Genomic DNA, 20629 nt, shown 5'->3' on the forward strand with positions numbered 1-20629 from the left:
ATCAGTGGCTGTGCTCGGCCGAGCCCTTGCCCAGTTCCGACTTGAGGACAAAGCTGCCGGCGGCCGCAACCTGAGTACCGGCGGCCAGGCCGCTGGTAATTTCCACCTGGCCAGCATCGCGACGGCCAGTCTTCACCGGGCGCGCCTCGAAGCCTTCCTCCGTGCGGGCGAACACCACGGTCTGCGCCTCCCAGGTTTGCAGGGCGCTTTCCGGCACCGCCACGGCGGCATCGAAGCGGTCGACGCTGACAGCCACATTGACGAACAGCCCGGGGCGCCAGGCGCCATTGGGGTTGGCCAGTGTGGCACGCACAGTGGCGGCACGGTTCTGCTCGCCGAGCAGGCTGCCGACGTAGTTGACCTTGCCCAGAACCTGGGCGCCCAGGTCCGGCGCACTGACCGTGACTTCACGGCCGGTCACCACCTTGCCCAGGTCACGAGGGGCCACGGCGAAGGTGGCCCACACCCGGCTCAGGTCGGACAGGGTGAACGCGTTGCTGGTCTCGTCGACCACCTCGCCCACGGTCAGGTGCTTCTCCACGACGACCGCATCGAAGGGGGCGCGCAGTTCATAGCGGTTGCCGGCACCGGCCGGCCCCACCGCTGCGACCTTCTGCCGAGCATTGGCCAGGGCGATCTCGGCCTCCTGCTGCGCCTGACGTGCCTGCAGGTAATCCTGCTCGGCGCTGATTCGCTCCTGCCACAGCTGTTGTTCCCGTTGAAAGGTCAACCGCGCCAGTTCCAGGCGACGTTGAGCGGCCTGCTGCTCACTGCGCAGGTCGGAGATCTGCTGGCTGGCAATCACCGCCAGTACCTGGCCGCGCTTGACCGCCTGGCCCAGCTCGGCGTGCACCGCTTCGACCACACCCGGCACGCGGGGTACCACATGTGCGGTGCGGTCCTCGTCAAAGCGGATCTCACCCGGGAAGCTGATGGCGGTGCCCAGCTCACGGGGGCCTGCGGCAGCCAGTTGTATGCCAGCCGATTCGATCTGCGCGATAGACAGGTGCAGCTGGCCTTCTTCTTCGCCGTGCTCCTTCTCTGCATGGCCTTCGACGGCCTGCGCTGCAGCATGGCCGTGGCTGTCTTCACCATGGTCGTCATGGGGGGCTTGAGCCTTGGACGCCTGGCCGAGGTTGCCGGTCCAGGCCATGCCCGTGAGGCCAAGCGCAGCAATGGCGGCAGCCAGAAGGGCTAGCTTGCGTGGGTTAGTCATTGTTGCTCCTGCTATTGGGTTTGTTGCTCACGCCATCGAGATCGCCGTAGATGCGCTCCACTTGTGCACGCGCGTCGGTCGCCGAGGCCAGCGCCTCGAGGTACAGCCCGCGAGCCTCGATCAGCGTGCGCTGGGCGTCGAGTACATCGAGGAAAGCGAACTTGCCCATTTCAAAACCGCGGGTGGCGGTGTCCACGGCCTGCTGCGCAGCAGGCAGGATGGTGCGGTCATAGGCTTCAACGTCCTGCATCGCCGTCTCCCACTGGCTGATGGCACTACGGGTTTCACTGCGCAGACGCAGCGCCACGGCATTGCGCAGGTCACGCGCCTGGTCGGCACGGCGCGCAGCTGCCAGAACATTGCCCTGGTTGCGGTCGAACAGCGGCAACGGCATGGACAGGCCAACCACGTTCACTCGCTCCCGGTCTTCGCGGCTGTACTGGCTGCCAAGGCTGACGGTGAGGTTGGGGATACGCTGGGCTTTTTCCGCCCCCAGGGAGGCGTCGCCGCGCTCGACCTGGGCAGCGGCCAGGCGCCATTCGGCAGTCTTTTCGACCTGGTCAAGCAAGGTGTCGGCACCCGGCGCAATGCCTGGCGAAAGGTTGGCTGCCTGCAACCGGTCGAAGCTTGCCAGCGGGCTGCCCGTCAACCGGGCCAAGGCCTGGTAGGCCACGCTGCGCTGGGTTTTCGCGCGGCGCACTTCGGCCTGGGCCTGGGCCAGTTGCACCTGGGCACGGGTGGCCTCCACCGGTGATGACTGGCCTGCCGTAACCCGCCCTTGCACCACCCGCAGACCTCGTTCAGTCAACGCCTGCGACTGCTGAGCCAACTCCAGCGCGGTCTGTGCACGCAAGGCAGCGTGGAAAGCCTGCACCACATCGGCCCGCAGGGCGTTGCGCTGGCGCTCCAGGTCAAGCTGGGCAATGGCCTGGCCGGCACCCGCCACGGCGAGACGTGCGCCGCGCTTCCCGCCCAGCTCCAGCGGCTGGCTGAGGGTGACGGTGGTGGTGCTGGTGTCGCGGCGGGTGTCCTCGACCTCCCAGGCCAGCTCCGGGTTGGGGAGCAGCCCGGCCTGGCGCCGTTCGCCATCGGCAATGCCAATTTCACGGCCGGCTGCAGCCAGCTCCGGGTTCTGGGCGAAAGCGGCGGTAAGCGCCTGGGGCAGGCTCAGCACCTGGCTGGCCTGGGCGCCGGTGGCACTGGCCAGCAGCAGACAGAGCAAGGCGATCTTGCGGGGGATGGGCACGAAACAGTCCTCTGGGCGAAGCATTGGCGAGGGACTGTAGAAAGGGCTGGTTATCGGGGCGGTGGCGGCAAGATTACAATTTTGTAATGACGCCCTGCAGTTCGTTGCAGGGGCAGCTTTGCACGGCTGGGTACAGGGCATTCAACGCCCAATAAGTTCGATAATCGCACACTTTCCCGGTGCGACGATCTTGGCCAATTGACGGAACTAACCAGTCAGTACAAAACTACGTGCATTCAACAACAACAAAGCGATGCCCGTCATGAAGCCCCTTATTCTCGTGCTCAACGGCCCCAACCTGAACATGCTGGGCACCCGCGAGCCTGCCCAGTACGGCCACGAAACCCTCGCTGACCTGGCTCAGGGATGTGCCGACACTGCCCACGCCCACGGCCTGGAAATCGAGTTCCGCCAGACCAACCACGAAGGTGAACTGATCGACTGGATCCACGCCGCCCGTGGCCGCTGCGCCGGCATCGTGATCAACCCCGGCGCCTGGACGCACACCTCGGTCGCCATCCGCGATGCCCTGGTGGCCAGCGAACTGCCGGTGATCGAGGTGCACCTGTCCAATGTGCACAAACGCGAGCCGTTCCGTCACTTGTCGTTCGTATCGTCCATCGCCGTCGGTGTAATCTGCGGCCTGGGCAGCCACGGCTACCGCATGGCGCTGAGCCACTTCGCCGAGCTGTTGCAGGAGCGTGCGGCATGAGCCAGCAAGCCATCCTCGCCGGCCTGATCGGCCGCGGCATCCAACTGTCACGTACGCCGGCCCTGCACGAACACGAAGGCGACGCCCAGGCCCTGCGCTACTTGTACCGGCTGATCGACGCCGACCAGCTGCAACTGGACGACAGCGCCCTGCCCGGCCTGCTCGAAGCCGCGCAACATACCGGTTTCACCGGGCTGAACATTACGTACCCGTTCAAGCAGGCGATCCTGCCGTTGCTCGACGAACTGTCCGACGAGGCCCGCGGTATCGGCGCGGTAAACACCGTGGTGCTCAAGGACGGCAAGCGCGTCGGCCACAACACCGATTGCCTGGGCTTTGCCGAAGGCTTGCGCCGTGGCCTGCCCGACGTTGCACGGCGCCAGGTGGTGCAGATGGGTGCCGGTGGCGCTGGCTCGGCCGTGGCCCATGCCCTGCTGGGTGAAGGGGTAGAGCGGCTGGTGCTGTTCGAAGTGGATGCGACCCGTGCGCAGGCGCTGGTGGACAACCTGAACGCCCATTTCGGCGCGGAGCGCGCCGTGCTTGGCACCGACCTGGCCACAGCACTGGCCGAAGCGGACGGGCTGGTCAACACCACGCCGGTGGGCATGGCCAAGCTACCGGGCACGCCACTGCCGGTGGCGTTGCTGCATCCCCGCCTGTGGGTGGCAGAGATCATCTACTTCCCGCTGGAGACCGAACTGCTGCGCGCGGCCCGGGCACTGGGCTGCCGCACACTGGATGGCAGCTACATGGCGGTGTTCCAGGCGGTGAAGGCATTCGAGCTGTTCAGCGGGCGGCAGGCGGATGCGGCGCGAATGCAGGCACACTTTGCCAGTTTCACCTGATAGAAAAGTGTTGGCTTCTTCGCGGGCACGCCCGCTCCCACAGGTACTGCGCAAACGTTACTGATTGCACTCTCCCTGGGGGAGCGGGCATGCCCGCGAAGAGGCCGGTACAAAAGAATCACCCTTTTTCATCCAGCAACGCCTGTATCACCTGTTCCTGCTCGCCATAATCCCCCTCGCCAACGTGCACATGGCGCACCTGCCCCTTGCGGTCGACAAAGTAATGCGCCGGCCAGAACTGGTTGCCCCAGGCATTCCACACCTTGTAGTCGTTATCTACCGCCACCGGATACCCGATACCCAACCGGGCTACCTTGTCTCGCAAAGTCGCCACATCATGCTCGTAGTCGAACTCGGGCGTGTGTACCCCCACCACCACCAGCCCTTGATCGGCATAGCGCCGCGCCCAATCATTCACATGCGGCAGGCTGCGCCGGCAGTTGATGCAGTCCCAGGTCCAGAAGTCCACCAGCACCACTTTGCCCTTGAGCCCCGGGGCATCCAGGGGCGGCGAATTCAACCACTGGCTGGCGCCCGACAGCGACGGCATGGCGCCGTAGCTGTCGCGTGCCTTCAGGTGCCCAGCCAACCCAAGCCCCGTCAGCGCCAGCGCAAAACCACCTGCCTTGAGCATCCGGCGCCGATCAATTGTCATGGCAACCGCCCGTGGCGTAGGTGCGGTACTGCACGCTTTGCCGCTGGCCATGGGAGTCAAGGTAGTCCATTCGGGTATTCACCAGGCCGCAGGCGTTGCTCTGATCGTCCTGCACCGACAGCACTTTCTTCACATCCAGAGGCTCACCGTAGCGGTACTGCATGACCCCGCCATCCTGCATCGGGGCCGTGGCGGCCTGGGCAGCGATGGCGCCGAAGCTGAGCACGGCGAACAGGCTGGCGCTGGCGATAGTCTTGACGTTCATGGCATCTCTCCTGGGTAACACTTGGGGGTGGGGAGTGTTGCTCCCCGGTCGAGAGCCATTTCACGTCAGCCAGGTATCCCGCATGTGTCTCCCAGCGTTGTGATATGCGTCCTGCTGTATCCCTACCCGTGCCAGATACACTGCAATACAAACTCCCGCAGGCAAGGGCGAACGCGCTCGGTACACTGCGCCCAACCCCCTTTGCACAGGAACCCAGCGCATGGAACACGTCGATCACATCCTGATCGTCGACGACGACCGCGAGATCCGCGAACTGGTCGGCAATTACCTGAAGAAGAACGGCCTGCGCACCAGCATCGTTGCCGACGGCCGGCAGATGCGCGCCTTTCTCGAAGCCAACAGCGTCGACCTGATCGTGCTCGACATCATGATGCCTGGCGACGACGGCCTGCTGTTGTGCCGCGAGCTGCGCGCCGGCAAGCACCGCAATACACCGGTGCTGATGCTGACCGCCCGCAATGACGAAACCGACCGCATCATCGGCCTGGAAATGGGCGCCGACGATTACCTGACCAAACCATTCTCGGCCCGCGAACTGCTCGCCCGCATCAACGCCGTGCTGCGCCGCACACGCATGCTGCCGCCCAACCTGACCATCAGTGAAAGCAGCCGCCTGCTGGGTTTCGGTCAATGGCGCCTGGACACCACCGCGCGCCACCTGCTCGACAGCGAAGGCACCCTGGTGGCCCTGAGTGGCGCCGAGTACCGCCTGCTGCGGGTGTTCCTCGACCACCCGCAGCGGGTGCTCAGCCGCGAACAGCTGCTTAACCTGACCCAGGGCCGCGAAACCGACATCTTCGACCGCTCCATCGACTTGCTGGTCAGCCGCCTGCGCCAGCGCCTGGGTGACGATGCCCGCGAGCCCAGCTGCATCAAGACCGTGCGCAGCGAGGGCTACGTGTTTTCGCTGCCGGTGCAATTGCTCGAGTCCCCCTCATGAAATGGCCGCGCACCCTGGCCTCGCGCCTGGCGATGATCTTCTTCACCGGCCTGGTGTTGGCTTATGGTCTGTCGTTCGGCCTGCAGGCCTACGAGCGCTACATCAGCAGCCGTTCGATGATGCTCAGCAACCTCGAACAGGACGTGGCGACTTCGGTTGCCATCCTCGATCGCCTGCCTGCAGCCGAGCGTGCCGCCTGGCTGCCGCGCCTGGAACGGCGCACCTACCGCTATCGCCTCGACCAGGGCCTGGCAGGCGAAGCGATGCCGAGCAGTGACCCACCGATGGCCGCCGCGTCGATCGTCAAGGCCATTGGCAGCGACTACCGCCTGACCTTCCTGGAAATCCCGGGGCCCAATGCGCACTTCCAGGCGCACCTGAACCTGGCCGACGGCGCGCCACTGACCATCGACGTGACGCCAGCAACAGTCCCGGTAGCCCGTTGGTTGCCCGTGGTGCTGCTGATTCAGCTGGCTGTGCTGTTGCTGTGTACCTGGCTGGCGGTACGCCTGGCCATCGGCCCGCTAACCCGTCTGGCCCAGGCAGTGGACAACCTCGACCCGGACCAGCCCGGCGTGCAACTGGATGAAAGCGGCCCACGCGAGGTGCGCTACGCTGCGGTAGCCTTCAACGCCCTGCAGGCGCGCATTGCTGCCCACCTCAAGGAACGCATGCAGTTGCTGGCAGCCATTTCCCACGACCTGCAAACACCGATCACTCGCATGAAGTTGCGGGTCGAAGTGATGGATGAGGGGGTCGAAAAGGACAAGTTCGGGAGCGACCTGGATGAAATGGAACACCTGGTGCGCGAAGGCGTGGCTTACGCCCGCAGCATGGACAGCAGCACCGAAGCGACCTGCCGGGTCAACCTTGATGCCTTTCTCGACAGCCTGGTATTCGACTACCAGGACAGCGGCGCCCAGGTTGAACGCCACGGCAGCAGCGGGACTCTGCTGGAAACCCGCCCGCATGCGCTGCGCCGGGTACTGGTGAACCTGGTCGACAACGCCCTGAAGTTTGCAGGTGCTGCCGAGCTGCAAGTGTCACGCGAGGGCAGTACCACCATCATCCGCGTGCTCGACAACGGGCCAGGGATACCCGGTGACGAGCTGGATGAAGTGCTCAAGCCGTTCTACCGGGTGGAAGGTTCACGCAATCGCAGCACGGGTGGCACCGGCTTGGGATTGGCCATTGCCCACCAGCTGATCCAGGCCATGGGGGGCCGGCTGACCCTGAGCAACCGCGAACAGGGCGGATTGTGCGCGCAGATCGAACTCACCTGAAGTGCGACCGTTGGCAGGAACGGCCTTGGATCTCGATCGGGCCGTTCCTGTAAAACGCGCGGTCGCCTCTACAAACAGATACACAACTGCATCCCCCTGACACACTGCAGATACCCCGCCCCGAGACACTCCCGGTCACACAACCACACCCCGGGAGTCCCTGATGAAAGCCCTCACCTTGCCCTCCGGCTGGAAGCTGTTCGCCGCCCTCGCCGGCCTGACCTTGGCGATGACCGCCATAGTCCTGGCCAGCCAACCTGACCCGGACGGCTTGCGCAGTGCCATCCGTGCCACCGCACGCAGCTCGTTCGCACTGTTCCTGCTGGCGTTCCTGGCCTCGTCGCTGGTGACCTTGCTGCCTGGCACATCAAGCCGCCGCATCCTTCAGGAGCGACGCTACCTGGGGTTGGCATTCGCGTTCTCCCACACCGTGCACGGCGTGCTGATTTATCGCTACGCCCAGCAATTTCCCGAGCTGTTCTGGGCCGGCCGCACACTGACTTCCAGCCTGCCCGGCACAGTCGGCTACCTGTTCGTGCTGCTGCTCACCGCCACCTCGTTCAAGCCCCCCATGCGGCTGTTGGGCGGCCGTGCCTGGCAAGCGCTGCACAGCAGCGGCATGTGGGTACTGGCTGCCGTGTTCTGCCTGTCGTTCTACAAGCGCATCCCCATGGGGGGGTGGTACCCGCTGGCGTTCGCCCTGATGTTCAGCGCCATCGCCGTCAAGCTCACCGCCAAAGTGGCCCGTAAACAACGCCGCAGCACCCGCGCCCTTGCCTGAAGAGAGCACCGCAAATGACGACCTTGACCCGTACCCTGACCACCGTTGATCGCCTCGGCAGCTGGAGCGCCGACGTGCCATTACGGGTATTTCTGGCCTGGGAGTTTTTCGAATCCGGCCTGGAGAAATTCAACGGCAGCAACTGGTTCGCCGACCTGCAGTCCAACTTCCCGTTCCCCTTCAACCTGCTGCCCGCGGAGCTGAACTGGCAGCTGTCGATGTGGGCCGAGTTAGTGCTGCCGTTGCTGCTGCTGTTGGGCCTGGGTACCCGGCTGGCATCGTTGGGTTTGATGGTGGTCACCGTTGTAGCGATAGCGGCAGTGCACTGGCCGGCGCACTGGTCGGGCCTGGCGGAGCTGGCCCAAGGCTATGCCATTACCGACCAGGGCTTCGGCAATTACAAGTTGCCGCTGATCTACCTGGTGGCGTTACTACCCCTGCTGCTCAAGGGCGCCGGGCGCCTTAGCCTGGATCATTGGCTTGGCATGCGGTTCGGCAGATGAGAGTTGGGGGCTGCTGCGCAGCCCCCAGTGCCTTCAAACGGTTCCGACAATGACGCCCTGCTCGCGCAATGCCTCCAACAATGCCAACCCTTGCTGCACATCCCCGCCCAATGCCTGCAGCCGCTCTCTTCCAGTCCCCTGCTCCACCAGCAACCGATACGCCATAGGTGCCAACCGGGCAAAACGCACCTGCAACCGGGCATCGCGATAAACCAGCAGCAAGCTCGGCGATGCTGGGGCAGCCGTTGGCTGGTAGTCCACGCCAATGCTTTCTACCGGCCAACGATAGGCCAGCACCCGCGCCACACAAGACAACAACGGCGCTCCCGCCAGCAGGTCACCACCCGGGTCATGCGCCGGGTCCTCGGCATCGCTCAGGTACAGTTGCGCCTCGACCCACTCATAGTGCGCCAGCTCCAGCTGCCAAGGGGTGTCCAGCGCCACACGTTGCAAGTAGTCGACGAACGTCTCGGCAATTTCGGTAAACAACGGCGTCTGGCAACGGTAACTGGCGTAGAAATCACGTACTCGGGCATGCCAGCGCTGCTCGCCCAACGCCTGGCGCATGACCGGGAAGCTGCCAGCCAGCAACCCTTCGATGGAGCCATAGAACAACTCACGGTAAACCTTCAGGCGGCGGGCCTCGACGCCGGGCGGCGGGGCATGGCGCTGTGGGTCGCGCAGGTGACGGGCCAAGGCATACTGCTGCGCACGCAGGGTCTCATTCATCTGCTTGCCCTCCGGCAGCGCATTGCACAGCACGCATACGCGCCGTCTCGGCCAACAGTTCGGCCAAGGGCGGGTAGTTGAAATCACGTTCAAGCACCGTCGGCTGTACGCCGAAGCGCACGCAAGCGCTGGCGTACAGCGCCCAGACATCCTCCTTCACGGCCGCCCCGTGGGTATCCACTTTGAGGTCAGGCGCTTCATCGTAATGCCCGGCAACGTGCATCCCGGTCACGCGCGCCGGGGGCAAGCCTGCAAGGAATTGCTGGGCGTCGTAGCCATGGTTGCAGGCGTTGACATAGACATTGTTGACGTCCAGCAGCAGGTCACAATCCGCTTCTTCGAGCACCGCCTGGATGAAGTCGAGTTCGCTCATCGCCTGATACGGCGCGGCGTAGTAGCTGATGTTCTCCACGGCAATGCGCCGCTCCAGCTGCTCCTGAGCCTGGCGTATGCGCGCGGCCACATGGCGTACGGCTTCATCGGTGAACGGGATGGGCATCAGGTCGTACAGGTGCCCGTCATCACTGCAGTAGCTCAGGTGCTCGCTGTACAGTCGCACCTGGTATCGCTCGAGAAACTGCCGGGTCTGCTCAAGGAAATGGCGGTCCAGCGGGGCACTGCCACCCAGCGATAAAGACAACCCATGACAGGTGACAGCAAAGCGCTCCGCCAACTGGGCCAAGCCCTTGCCATAGGCGCCGCCCACGGCAATCCAGTTTTCCGGCGCACACTCGAGAAAGTCCACTGCACCCGCCTCCATGGCCAGCAGTTCCGGCAACAGGCCGCGACGCAAGCCTAGCCCGATGTTCAACATCGCAGGACACATAAAAGTTCTCCAACAAGCACAACGCCCCACCTGGCCAGCAGGAGGAGCGTTGTGGCGTTTCATGGGGTAGAACGTCAGGGCTTGCCGGTCAGGTGGCTGAACAAGCCATCAGGCATGGCTTTGCCATTGGCCTGATAAATCGCCTTGAGGTGATCGGCCGCTTCCTGCTCGGAGATGAAACCGTCATGGTTGCGGTCGATCGTGTCGAAATCACGGGCACGGTCCTTGGCCACCGCCAGAAACTCATCGCGCGAGACCTTGCCATCGTGATTGCTGTCGGTTTTGGCGAACGAGGCGTCACCGCACTTGCCTTCACCACACTTGCCCTCAGCCCCAGCCTTGGCGCCGGCGCCGCACTTACCCTCACCGCACTTGCCTTCGCTTTGGGAAGCCTTGCCGCTCCCCCCGCACTTGCCCTCACCACACTTGCCCTCGCCGGCCACTTTGGCCGAGGCCAGTTGGTAACCTTGAGCCAGCGGCTCGACGGCGAACGCACTGTTGCTCAATGCCATGCTGCCGATCAGGGCGGCGCCGAGCAGGCCGAGGGTGTTTTTTGCTTGAGTCATGATGCAGCTCCACTGGGGTTGGAAAGTGGAGCCATTAGGCCGTTGCGGTTTGTCGTGGATGTATCGTGCCAGGCGCACTTTTGTATGGCAGTAGGTCTGCAGCACAGGCAGATACAGTGCGATACACACCACCCGGCAACGGGCCCCAAGTTGCCTTGGGGCCATGAGGCGTGATCAGTCTTCCAGCGGTTTGGGCGGGGCCGCTGGCTTGGCGGGCTTGGCCGGCTTGCTGTCCTTGTCCTTGGCTTGCGGGGCCGCCGCTACGGGCTCGGGCGCCGCCACCGCCTTTTCGCTGGCAGGCAGTTCATCGACCGCCTTGAGGATCACCTGTGGGTCGATGGCCTCACCGGTGTCGTCGTCCTTGAGCATGTGCCGCTCACCATCCTTGCCCACCAGGATCACCTTGGTACCCTTGCTCGCACCCAGCTTCAGTTCCCGAATCAGGGCCATTGTGGTCTGCTGCTCGAGGTTCTTGTCCTCTCGCTTGCCCATCATGTTGGCGACGCTGTACAGGACAAGGTTGCGCTCCTTGAACGCTGCCTGGGTGGCCGGGTCTTCGAGCGCTTTGTTCAGCCCTCGCAACGTTGGGTCGGCACTGCTGGGAGCGATAACCACCAATGGTCTGGCCTTGCCCAGTTCCTTGGCTAGAGGCGCATCACTGTCTGCGGCAAACAGGGGGCCGGCAACAGCAAGCAAGGTTGCGAGGGTCAGTGACCGGACAAGCATGCGTATCTCCTTATTGTCTCGATAAACCAATGACTACAGATCACGGAGAAAAATCCGACAGGGAGCCTAAACCACTTCATTCCAGAACGGGGTGTGTAAAAGTAACTGTCGATTTCCGAGCCACCTGAAGCCAAGACTACGGCGCTGGTACAAACCACATTCAGCTTGACTGAGCATAGCCCAAAGCCGCTTTGACAGGGCCGGGCAAGCCTTTGCCCTGAGCGCATGTCAACGTACATCGATCGAGGGCCCCTTGGGTCCCATTTCCATCGCTTGAATCGTCATATCCAGCATCAGCCCTCTGCGTGCAGCGCGCTGAGCATCACGAATGGCATCCGCCTGGTCGATCCTGGCCCCTTCGCTCAGCGCTTCGTCGTCAAGCACGGTTTCAAGCTGCCTTCTGAACGGCAGGTCGACCGCAGCGAATCGCTCAGGATGGGAACGCTCCAGGTGCGCCTGCCAAAATTCACGGTCAACCATGGAGCGGGCAATCTCTTCCGGTGTTTCTGCATCCCGCACCGCAGCCTCTGCCTCTGCAAGGTCCGCCTCCAGGACGCCTGAGATCGCAAGAAAGCTCATTTCTCCCACCTGCAATGGCAGGTCGAGACGCTCCCTCAGCCCGATCCTGAAAGCCAACCCCACCTCGCTTCCTTCCAGCGTCCTGCCATGCTGTAGCGCCCATCGGGTAGCGAACATGTCGACTGCATCCTGGCGCCATAAACGTCTGCCCAGGTCTAGCAAAGCGCGTTCGCTTTCTCCCTGAGCCGCGTGCTCAACCTGCCAAACCAACAAATTCAGTTCAAGGTTGCTCAAGCACCAGGTTGCACCGTCCTGGCACCCCCACTCATCATTGGCCACTGACAGCAAGTTCTGCCGCAGCTCTGGCGTAATGGCCATCGCTTGCAATACCGCCATTACCCGATTGCCCAGTGCACGCGCATTGACACGAAAGTCTTCAGACAGCAACAACTGGCGAAGCACACGGAAAAAACGCTCGGCGTCCTGCCCTGCATCCAGCGAGTCCCAGGCAGCAAGCATCAAGCCGCGATGCTCCGGGGCCACGGCATCCCCCCAGACTTCACGCGCGTGCTGCAGGCGCAGAAGCACTTGCTCCTCGTCGAGGGCCGGATCGACGCTGCTCAACGAAGCCTGCAAGCGTAACGTCTGGGCCTCGCCCAAGGGGTTCGCATTCAAGCGAAACCGCCGCCGCTGCCACACGGGCAACTGGTAGAAACCCTCTGGAATGTGCCTGATCCGGTTATCCCGCAAGTCAACGGATACCAACTGAGCGTTGTCGAACACGCCCAGTGGAAACTGCGAGATCTGTGTGTCGCGCAAGTTCAGCCAACGCAACTCAGCCAAACCCGCCAACGTGAACCGGCTCCCCAGGGGGTTGTGGGACAGGTCGAGAGACTGCAGGCTCGTGCAACTGGCCAATGTGGCGGTTTGTGCAGTGTTCAGGACGATCCGGTTGTTGGTCAGGCTCAGATGCCGCAGCTGCGGTATCTGCAGCAACGGCTGCGGAAGGCGCGTCAACAGGTTCCCTCCCAGATCGAGGGTTTGCAGGTTAGGGAAAGCCAGCAATAGGCTGCTGGGCACCTCCAGAAGGTCAAGGTGCAGCAGCGACAGGCTGGTCACACCTCTGAAGCTGACCTGTGGGGGTATGTTGGGCAAGCCGCTCGATCTGAAATTGCAGAACATGACGTGGAGGTTTTCCTGTGCATTGATCTGCAGTTCCCCCACGCCCACCGACCGCCGCCAACAATTGAACAACGTCTGGCGTAAAGCCTCTCGATCTTCCCTGACATCGCCCTGCCCTCGTGCCACCCAGGTATTCAGTGTGATGCGCAGGATGGCGAACTCATTGCGAAGGTCAGTCAGTACGTGTTCAATCTGCTGCCCTGAACGCCTGGCGTCATCGGCGAAGGTCTCGACCTGCTCATCACTCAACCACGGAAAGAGATCGCGCAGCGTTGCCCTCAGGGCACTCCCCCTTGATGCGAAACCACCTACTCCGCCACCACCCAGCGGGTAGCCAATACGTCCATCGGCCAAGCGCATGGGCCCTCGGACAGCACCTGGGCGTACTGCGCCAAGCAAACGACTGATCTCATCACGATGGCGTACCGCTTCGCGCGCCAGCATCACCCTGAGGTTGTGCGCGAAGGGATCGCCGATCCCCATCGCCTGCCGTTGCGCTTCGGTATAGGCTGGCGCCATGACATCGAACAACTCGCCTGCCTCACCCAGCGCCATGCCTTGGCTGCCATGCAGTTGAAACCTACCGTTAACGTGCACCAGATCGAACGCCCGCTGCCCTTGCTCGGTCTTCGCCAGTATCGGCCCGCCCAGGCAGCCTTCGTACAGGCGCCAGCACACACCTTGTTCGCTTTCGGATAGATACCGCAACAAGCCCAAGGCCACCCGCGCCAGGTCTGCATGCTGCGGCGTATCAAGGTACAACGCTTCAAATACCCGAGCCTGGCGGGTAGCCAGCACGCTGCCCCTTGCCGCCTCGGCCAGCCCCAGTGCAACCCTTCCGCTGGACAGCAGCCGCATGCGGTCCACGCTGCTGGCGGCCTGTACCAGTGCTTGCGCAGTGCGCGCGCTCAGCCCCGGGAACACCCGGCGCAGCGCCGCGCTGCCAGGGGTATCGCTGGGCTGCAAGGCTTCGAAAAGGTGCTGCAGCAGTGTTCGGCGCTGCGTCCAGGCCAACGCGGCCAGTGCCTGATCTGCCAGGCCACTCGCGCCTGGCAAGCGCCGAGCGTGATCGAGCACTGTTGTATCTGCTACCGGCTCGCCGCTGCGCAAACGACCAATCATGCTGCGGATGCGTTGATCAAGCCTGACCCGCGCCACGCTGTCGATCATCCCGGGGCTCGGTGCCTGGGCGTGTACATGCAGGCCACGCAGGTCGTCGCCATCAAGGCCATGGAACAGCAGAACCTCATCGATCTGTTCGTCATTCAGCCTATTGAAGGGTTCGCCCAAACGCCGGAACATGCGGTATTTGTCGGTCCACCGAGCCGGTTGCTCGCTCCACAAACGCCAGGCACCTGCGCCATTGTGGCGCAGCAACGGCCCGTGGCCGTCGACCGGATACAACTGCCATTGATCATCACCCGCCTCTGCCACGCGATAGTGATGCCCGTCCATTTCGATCCAGGCCCGCCCGTCCTGACGCCGAATACCCAAGGCATCCCGGCTCGAGGCCGCAACGGGGGCCTGGCTTTGAAACGGGGTCAAATCTTGTTGCCAGAGTTTCTCAGTGCCGTCCTCCAGCCGAGCCGGCACCATGGCATCGACCTTCGCAGAGCGTGCCCAAACCCGTCGAGCGACACCCACCCCGGCTACCGTGGTCGCCAGCACGGCAAGGTCTGTCGCCACGTGGGTCAAATGGTCGAGCGCCTCCTGACGATCGCCTTGCTGCCAGGCCTCGGCGCCATGGTAGACCTCACCCAGTAGTTCGTAGGCCGTCACGGCCAGCAGCGCCAGGCCAAGCCCAGGCAGAAAGAAACTGGCCAGGTTGAGCAGCGCCCATCCTTCGGCTGCAAGGCGCAGGTCATGCTGGCGCTGAACCTCACGATCCAGCCTGGCCACAGGCACCGCGATCATCGCCGCATCGTCCTTGATCTGGTGGATACGTGCCTGTGCCAGGCTGATGAACAACGGCTGCGGGTAAGCCTGCAAGCGCGGTTCGAGATCGCGAAAAGCCCAGCCCGGCAGGCCATCGAAGCGCTCCGCGACCTGGGCGAAAAAAGCCTGGCTGTCGCGCCGCAGCACGAAGCGGCTGAAAAAACGCTGGTAAGCCTTGTCTCGCAAGCGACGGCCCAGTTCGCGGTTCAGTTTGTCGAGGCTCTCGAACGCGCGCCAGGGCGAAAAAGGGTCTCCAGGCACGTAAAGCAACACCCGACGCGTCGTGTTGAACAAAACGCCCTGCTCAACCACTACGAACACGGTCACCTGCTCAATCTGGCAACCCAGCAATTTCAGTTGCCTGGCCTGCACAAGGTCGCCCGCCAAGCGCGGCAGCTCACCCTTCTCGCACACAGCCACCATCACATTGAGTTCGCTGGCATCCAGCGTTCCCTCTTGCCTGGCTTTGTAGGCGTCCACAAGCATGGTGTAGCGCGTGGCATCGACAAGCTGCGATACCAGGCGCTCGGCACTGCCAGAGGGCGTGAGGATGGCATCCAGATGACGTTGATAGCGCTCACCCAGGTCCAGCTCACGACACAGTCCGGCAAACTCGATGCTCGTAGGGGGTTTGACCGTGCCGTGGCGTGGAAGCAGCAGGCGGTTACCGCGCGGCTGGCCACCTTCCTGCGCCTGCGCGTCCGTGAAGTTGCGCAATGCCACTTCGAGCAGCGGCTTTTCTTCATAGACCACGGTAGTCAGGTGCGCGCCCACCGGCTGACTGTTGATCACAGGTTCCCGGCGGCCCTCCAGGAACCTGAGCACGTGCGGGTTACGGCCAAGCCCGTAACGCTCGTCGAGGGCCTTTCCCAGGGCTGATGCGACGAAACTGTCGAGGCCTTCGATGCCTCGCAGCACCGTGTTCACTTGCTCACAGCAGCGAAGGCTGTTTGACAATGCCCTGCCGATCTCAGGCAGTTGCTCAGCGGGTGCATGACGCAACCAGGGTGGCAGGCGCCTGCCGATGATGCCGTCCTGGAACGCGTCGATGGCGGCCTGCGCATCTGACGGCAAAGTGGTATCCATAGCGGGGGCCTCTTCATGAAAAGAGGCCAGACTAAGTTGCCTGCTCCCCGCCAGGCGCTATATAGCTAATGCCTGCGTTCAGACAACCGCCAACCCGCTAGCTGAGCGGACGCTGCACCGTGTTCCGGTCCAGCGCCTCCAGCGTCAACTGCAGCAACACCGCATGCTCGCGTTGCTGATTGCGGATCTGCAGCCGCGCGATTTCCTCGTCCCGATTCCCCAGCGCCATCAGCCGTTCCAGCTCAGCATGCATGGATTGGGGCACTTGCAAGCGAACCGAGCAGGCCTTGCGCAAGTAATCCTGCCAGAACCACTGGCGTGACAGGTAATCAGCAATGCCCTCCCGGGTCTGTCGCGCCAGAACCCTTTCACGGGCCAGGAGAAGGTCCTGGCTACTCAAGGCAGGGATACCTGCATAGAGCATTTCATCGGGTTGGCCAGGCAAGTCCAGAGACTTGCGCAAGCCGATTCGATAGGCCAAGGCGAATTCGATCGATTCAGCGCTCGCCCCCACCCGATGAGCATGTTCAGCGGCAATTTGCTCAAGCACCGCCAACCGCCACATCCGGGCACCGAGCTTCAGCAAGGCCCGTTCAGGCCGGGCAGATCCGCTGTGCCTCGTGCGCCATATCATCACTCGCAGTTCCAGGTTGGCGAAACGCGCGGTGGCGTTATCCTGGCAACCGGTCGCCGCAGCGTGCTCGAACAGCTCCAGCCTGAGGGCATCATGCTCAGACATCGCCTGGAACATGTCGAACATGCGGGCCGCGAGCGCGGATGCAGTCGATGAGAAGCTGAAGGCGCCCGATTCCGTCAGCATCGACAGGGTATTGAAGAACGCTTCCGATTGCTCCTCTGCCTCCAGATGGGCCCACAGTGCAGCCATTTCATCTCGACGTTCGCCAGGTAGCGCATCCAGAATGCGCAACCGGTAAGGCACGCGACTGGCCTCAAGCAAATGCCAGTTTGATAACCCATCCTGCGCACCCCCCAGCCGATTGCCGGAAAGCTCGACCCTGCCCAAGCGCCACAGCTGCGACTGATGAAAACCCTCGGGCAGTTCAGAAATACGGTTGCCGCTGAGGTTCAGGGTGTGCAGTTCTGGCGCGTCCATCAGCCCATAGGGGCACTCGGGTAACTGGGTGTTCGACAGGTAGAGGGCATTCAGTTCGGTCATTGCCTGGACGGAAAATGCCCTGCGCAGCGGGTTGTCTGAAAGGTTCAGGTACACCAGGGACCGGCAATCCGCCAGGACCAACGCCTGGCCTTGGTCGAGGGCGATCTGGTTACCAGACAAGTCGAGCACCTCCAGTTTCTGGACAAGCATCAGCGGCAATGGCAAACGCGTGAGTCGGCAATGGGTGATTTCCAGGTTGCGCAAGTTGGGAAACGCCCGCAGAAACTCATCCGGAACGTGCTCCACGCGCATGGCGCGCAAGGCCAGGATCGAGACGTGGGGAAAGCCCACTTGCGCGGGCAGGGCCGGCAGATGGCGCAAGCGGCTGATGGTCTGGGTAAGCATGAAGCGCCCGTCGTCCAGTGCTGCTTGTCCTTGCAGTTCCGGCACAAGACAGCGCCAGCAGTTGATCAGCCCCTTTCTGAACTCACGCCGGGCGGGCAGTTCTGATGACAGCAAGGCACTGCGCGCCCACTGGGTCAAGTGTCTCTTGAGCACCCCGTATTGCTGTTCCAGCCTCTGTAACCTGGCCTGCGCGTCGCCTGATGCGAGCCAGTGCCCGATCTGCTCGTCACTGAAAGCTGGGTACAGATCACGCAGCCGAGCCTGAAGCGCCCTGGGCCTGTTCCGCCCCAGCGCCCCCCAGAACCTGCCGCCCGCCAAGGGGTAGCCAACCCTGCCATCAGCCAGACGTTGTGGCGGGAGAAACGAGCCGGTCGGCTGTTCCAGCCTGAGCAGATTCACCACGGTCTGGCGTTGCTCGATAGCAACGTCGGTCAGCGCCTGGCGCAGCGCAGGCACAAACGACCGGCCTTGGCCGATGGCCGCTTGCGATGCGTCGTCATAGGCTGCGGCCAAGGTCTCGAACAACTCCCCCCTCTCACCGGCAACCGTGTGCGTTCGGGTACGCAGGCGGAACAGCCCATGACGATGAAGCAAGTCAAACGTCTGCCCCGATCCCTCGACCGTCAATAACGGCTCGCTGGCATCACCGTCGTACAATCGCCACCCGGGCCCGCCAGCCCCCGGCACATGCACCAGCAGATTAAGTACCACACGCGCCAGGTCGAGGTTTTGCGGCGTATCGATGCTCAGCGCCTCATACACCCGCGCCATTCGAATTCGCGCAACCTGCAACCTTGCTGCCTCGGCCATCGGCAACGGCACGCGCCCCGTCTCACGCAAAAGCTGCAGGTCATCCTCGCTGGCATCGCGTAGCACCTCATCCGCAGCCAAGCGGTGCAGGCTGGCAAAATTCTGCCGTAAGAGACGGCCCGTTTCCGTGTCGGGATTCTGCTCTTCGTACACCGCCTGCAGCAGTGCTCGTCGCCCGGCCCAAGCCACATCGGCCAACGCTGCTCCGTCCTTGCCGGCGGCCTGTGGAAGGCGCATGACCTGCTCCAGCAGTAGCGGGTCTGCCGTTACCCCTCCCTCGCGCAAGTGGTTGATCAACGTCCCAATCCTGCCGGCGAGCCGCACGCGTGCGACGGTGTCGACCAGCGCTGCTTCCGGCGCAAGGCCATACACATGCCATGCCCGAAGGTGCTGATCATCGAGGCCATGGATCGCCAGCGACTGGTCGATCTGCGCATCGTCAAGGTCGCTGAATGGCCCGCCCAGGCGGCGGAACAACTGGCGTGTGTCGCCCCACTCGGCGGGCTGTTCACACCACAGCCGCCACGCGCCGGCCCCATTGTGACGGAGCGGCGGCGCATAGCCCTGGTAAGGGAGCAATTGCCACTGTTCATCATCATTGTGCCAGGTCACCTCATACCAGTGGCCGTCCATGCTGATCCAGCGGCGCTCGCCAACACGGTGCACACCCTCCATGTCCAGCACCGCCGTGTCTGACGGGCTTTCGCAGCGATAGGGGCTGAGGTCTGCGTTCCACAGCTTTTCCTCACCGTTTTCCAGCTGCGCCGGTACCAGCTTGTCCACCTCGGTCCAGGCGCGTCGGGCCGTGGCGACGACGGCAACGGTTGCCCCCACCGCCAGCAGCCCTTTGCCAACCTTCAGCAGGTGCGCCAGTGCCGCATTGCGTTCGTTGTCCTGCCAATCCCCTACAGCCTGGAACGCCTGCTCAAGCAGTTCCCAGGCCATCACCCCCAACAACACCGCGCCGATGCCCGGAACGAAAAACCCTGCAACACCCAACAGAGTCCAGCCTTCAGCACGCAAACGGCGGGCGTGTTCGGCCTGGACCTCGCGATCAAGCAAGGCCACGGGCGGGGCGATGACCGCAGCATCGTCCTTGATCCGCGCAATCCAGTCGTCAGCAAGGTGTTCGAACAGTGGCAGGCGATAGGCAAAGGTTTGCTCATCGAGGTCGCGGGTTGCCCAGCCGGGCACGTCATCGAGGCGCTCACTGACGGCCGAGAAGAATCGCTGGCTATCGCGTCGGCGCACGAAGCGGTTGAAGAAGCGCCGGTAGTCATCTTCGCGCAGGCGTTTGCCAAGCACCCGGCGGGCATAATCTTCCAGGTCGCTGCGCACGCTCCAGGGGCCGTGCGGGTCACCCGGTACATAGACCAACACGCGCTTGCTGGTGTTGAACAACAAGCCCGCGTCGATCACGTCCAGCACGACGATCTGCTGCAAGCGGCAACCGAACACCGCCAACTGCCGCACGCGAACCGAGGCGCCTTCGAGCTTGCCGAGCGTGTCCTTGGTGCAGAGCGCCACCACCCACTGCAGTTCGTCTGCGCTCAATACGCCCTGCGCCCTGGCCTGCAGGGCATCCACCAGCATGCTGTAGCGTTGCCGTCGCGTCAGCAACCCCCTGACTTCAGGCTGGAGTACCGAATCCAGATGCGCCTGGTATTTCTGCCCAAGATCCAGCGCTCGACACAGCCTGGCGAAGCTCGGTGCAGACAGCTCACTACGCCTTGCGCCGCGCACATCGACCAGGCAATTACCCTGTGGCTGGTCGCGCTGCTGTTCTGCGGTGAAATTGCTCAAAGCGGCCTCGAGCAGAGGGATGTCGTAGTAATCGCTGCCGACAACCGGAAGCCGACTGGTTACATAATGGATCGTGGGCGAGGTAAAGGTGTACCACTGGCGAAAGTACAGGCGATCGACGTCAAGGTCGCCGTGGGCACCGAGCGCTTGCTGCAGCAAGGGCTGGGTAAATGCATTCAGGTTGCGTAGCCGCGCCAGCGCTGACACCAAGCCTGCGCGGCAGGCCAGCAGTTCAGGCAGCGCCTCGCTCAGCAGGGTGAATTCGGCCATGCTCAGCCGCTTCATCCAGGCCGGCAGCCGCTGTGCAATGTAGTGATCCTGGCATGCTTGTGCCATGGCAAGGGTATCGACCGCAGCCGATGGTTGACGGCTATTGTTCTGCATCTCTGCCTCCGCGACGACATGGAGGACCGAGTCTGAAGACTGTAGCGTCAGGCTGACGCCTAGCTATCTACCAC

The 20629-nt window shown here is 63.2% G+C and carries 16 protein-coding genes; 6 read left to right on the forward strand and 10 right to left on the reverse strand.

What is annotated here, in order from left to right:
* Position 1: 1 nt before the first annotated feature.
* Together REH59_RS18490 and REH59_RS18495 are read right to left on the reverse strand one after the other, a co-directional pair.
* The gene (locus tag REH59_RS18490; RefSeq protein ID WP_014861794.1) at positions 2-1216 is read right to left on the reverse strand and encodes an efflux RND transporter periplasmic adaptor subunit; all 1215 of its coding nucleotides are present in this window, start codon (positions 1214-1216) and stop codon (positions 2-4) included.
* On the reverse strand, positions 1209-2462 hold the full coding sequence (locus REH59_RS18495; RefSeq protein WP_003250472.1) for a TolC family protein: 1254 nt from the start codon (positions 2460-2462) through the stop codon (positions 1209-1211). The genes REH59_RS18490 and REH59_RS18495 overlap by 8 nt, the downstream gene beginning before the upstream one ends.
* Before the next feature lie 262 nt (positions 2463-2724).
* Between REH59_RS18495 and aroQ the strand changes: the two genes are divergently transcribed.
* On the forward strand, positions 2725-3174 hold the full coding sequence (gene aroQ / locus REH59_RS18500) for a type II 3-dehydroquinate dehydratase (protein ID WP_003250469.1): 450 nt from the start codon (positions 2725-2727) through the stop codon (positions 3172-3174).
* Positions 3171-4019: a shikimate dehydrogenase gene (locus REH59_RS18505; protein WP_003250467.1), complete on the forward strand. Its 849-nt coding sequence runs from the start codon at positions 3171-3173 to the stop codon at positions 4017-4019. Before aroQ ends, REH59_RS18505 begins: the two co-directional genes overlap by 4 nt.
* A 118-nt stretch (positions 4020-4137) precedes the next feature.
* Here REH59_RS18505 and REH59_RS18510 read toward each other — a convergent pair whose 3' ends face one another.
* Both REH59_RS18510 and REH59_RS18515 read right to left on the reverse strand, forming a co-directional pair.
* Positions 4138-4653: a thioredoxin family protein gene (locus REH59_RS18510; RefSeq protein ID WP_014861796.1), complete on the reverse strand. Its 516-nt coding sequence runs from the start codon at positions 4651-4653 to the stop codon at positions 4138-4140.
* A gap of 10 nt (positions 4654-4663) precedes the next feature.
* On the reverse strand, positions 4664-4939 hold the full coding sequence (locus REH59_RS18515; protein WP_004573749.1) for a DUF2790 domain-containing protein: 276 nt from the start codon (positions 4937-4939) through the stop codon (positions 4664-4666).
* A 220-nt stretch (positions 4940-5159) separates the two neighbouring features.
* On the opposite strand from REH59_RS18515, the gene REH59_RS18520 reads away from it, so the two are divergent.
* The 4 genes from REH59_RS18520 (at position 5160) to REH59_RS18535 (ending at position 8467) form a co-directional block, all read left to right on the forward strand.
* A complete protein-coding gene (locus tag REH59_RS18520) occupies positions 5160-5900 on the forward strand; it encodes a response regulator (protein WP_014861797.1) in 741 nt (246 codons plus the stop codon).
* A complete protein-coding gene (locus tag REH59_RS18525; RefSeq protein WP_014861798.1) occupies positions 5897-7183 on the forward strand; it encodes a sensor histidine kinase in 1287 nt (428 codons plus the stop codon). Before REH59_RS18520 ends, REH59_RS18525 begins: the two co-directional genes overlap by 4 nt.
* Before the next feature lie 163 nt (positions 7184-7346).
* Positions 7347-7964 (forward strand): ferric reductase-like transmembrane domain-containing protein, encoded by a 618-nt coding sequence (locus tag REH59_RS18530; RefSeq protein WP_014861799.1) that lies wholly within the window; start codon positions 7347-7349, stop codon positions 7962-7964.
* 14 nt (positions 7965-7978) lie between these two features.
* Positions 7979-8467, forward strand: coding sequence for a DoxX family membrane protein (locus tag REH59_RS18535; protein ID WP_014591610.1), 489 nt, complete (start codon positions 7979-7981; stop codon positions 8465-8467).
* A 33-nt stretch (positions 8468-8500) separates the two neighbouring features.
* Here REH59_RS18535 and REH59_RS18540 read toward each other — a convergent pair whose 3' ends face one another.
* The 6 genes from REH59_RS18540 to REH59_RS18565 all read right to left on the reverse strand — a co-directional run bounded on the left by REH59_RS18540 (position 8501) and on the right by REH59_RS18565 (position 20555).
* Entirely contained in the window at positions 8501-9196 is a 696-nt protein-coding gene (locus REH59_RS18540) for a DNA-binding domain-containing protein (protein WP_014861800.1), read from the reverse strand.
* Positions 9189-10022, reverse strand: a complete 834-nt coding sequence (locus tag REH59_RS18545) for a DUF692 domain-containing protein (RefSeq protein WP_128573877.1) — start codon at positions 10020-10022, stop codon at positions 9189-9191. The genes REH59_RS18540 and REH59_RS18545 overlap by 8 nt, the downstream gene beginning before the upstream one ends.
* 74 nt (positions 10023-10096) lie before the next feature.
* The gene (locus tag REH59_RS18550) at positions 10097-10588 is read right to left on the reverse strand and encodes a hypothetical protein (protein WP_003250451.1); all 492 of its coding nucleotides are present in this window, start codon (positions 10586-10588) and stop codon (positions 10097-10099) included.
* A 174-nt stretch (positions 10589-10762) separates the two neighbouring features.
* Complete coding sequence (locus tag REH59_RS18555; RefSeq protein WP_003250449.1) at positions 10763-11314, reverse strand: DUF4174 domain-containing protein; 552 nt, start codon at positions 11312-11314, stop codon at positions 10763-10765.
* 228 nt (positions 11315-11542) lie between these two features.
* The gene (locus tag REH59_RS18560; RefSeq protein WP_014861802.1) at positions 11543-16036 is read right to left on the reverse strand and encodes an NEL-type E3 ubiquitin ligase domain-containing protein; all 4494 of its coding nucleotides are present in this window, start codon (positions 16034-16036) and stop codon (positions 11543-11545) included.
* Positions 16037-16133: 97 nt separating this feature from the next.
* Positions 16134-20555, reverse strand: a complete 4422-nt coding sequence (locus REH59_RS18565; RefSeq protein ID WP_014861803.1) for an NEL-type E3 ubiquitin ligase domain-containing protein — start codon at positions 20553-20555, stop codon at positions 16134-16136.
* Between the last annotated feature and the right edge of the window lie 74 nt (positions 20556-20629).

Origin of the sequence: Pseudomonas sp. BO3-4 (genome assembly GCF_034044115.1) — a bacterium.
Lineage (GTDB): Bacteria > Pseudomonadota > Gammaproteobacteria > Pseudomonadales > Pseudomonadaceae > Aquipseudomonas > Aquipseudomonas alloputida.

Coding starts and splice junctions, on each gene's coding strand:
- REH59_RS18490 (WP_014861794.1), bottom strand. CDS start 1,216: ATGACTAACCCACGCAAGCTAGCCCTTCTGGCTGCCGCCATTGCTGCG.
- aroQ (WP_003250469.1), top strand. CDS start 2,725: ATGAAGCCCCTTATTCTCGTGCTCAACGGCCCCAACCTGAACATGCTG.
- REH59_RS18505 (WP_003250467.1), top strand. CDS start 3,171: ATGAGCCAGCAAGCCATCCTCGCCGGCCTGATCGGCCGCGGCATCCAA.
- REH59_RS18510 (WP_014861796.1), bottom strand. CDS start 4,653: ATGCTCAAGGCAGGTGGTTTTGCGCTGGCGCTGACGGGGCTTGGGTTG.
- REH59_RS18515 (WP_004573749.1), bottom strand. CDS start 4,939: ATGAACGTCAAGACTATCGCCAGCGCCAGCCTGTTCGCCGTGCTCAGC.
- REH59_RS18520 (WP_014861797.1), top strand. CDS start 5,160: ATGGAACACGTCGATCACATCCTGATCGTCGACGACGACCGCGAGATC.
- REH59_RS18525 (WP_014861798.1), top strand. CDS start 5,897: ATGAAATGGCCGCGCACCCTGGCCTCGCGCCTGGCGATGATCTTCTTC.
- REH59_RS18530 (WP_014861799.1), top strand. CDS start 7,347: ATGAAAGCCCTCACCTTGCCCTCCGGCTGGAAGCTGTTCGCCGCCCTC.
- REH59_RS18535 (WP_014591610.1), top strand. CDS start 7,979: ATGACGACCTTGACCCGTACCCTGACCACCGTTGATCGCCTCGGCAGC.
- REH59_RS18540 (WP_014861800.1), bottom strand. CDS start 9,196: ATGAATGAGACCCTGCGTGCGCAGCAGTATGCCTTGGCCCGTCACCTG.
- REH59_RS18545 (WP_128573877.1), bottom strand. CDS start 10,022: ATGTGTCCTGCGATGTTGAACATCGGGCTAGGCTTGCGTCGCGGCCTG.
- REH59_RS18550 (WP_003250451.1), bottom strand. CDS start 10,588: ATGACTCAAGCAAAAAACACCCTCGGCCTGCTCGGCGCCGCCCTGATC.
- REH59_RS18555 (WP_003250449.1), bottom strand. CDS start 11,314: ATGCTTGTCCGGTCACTGACCCTCGCAACCTTGCTTGCTGTTGCCGGC.
- REH59_RS18560 (WP_014861802.1), bottom strand. CDS start 16,036: ATGGATACCACTTTGCCGTCAGATGCGCAGGCCGCCATCGACGCGTTC.
- REH59_RS18565 (WP_014861803.1), bottom strand. CDS start 20,555: ATGCAGAACAATAGCCGTCAACCATCGGCTGCGGTCGATACCCTTGCC.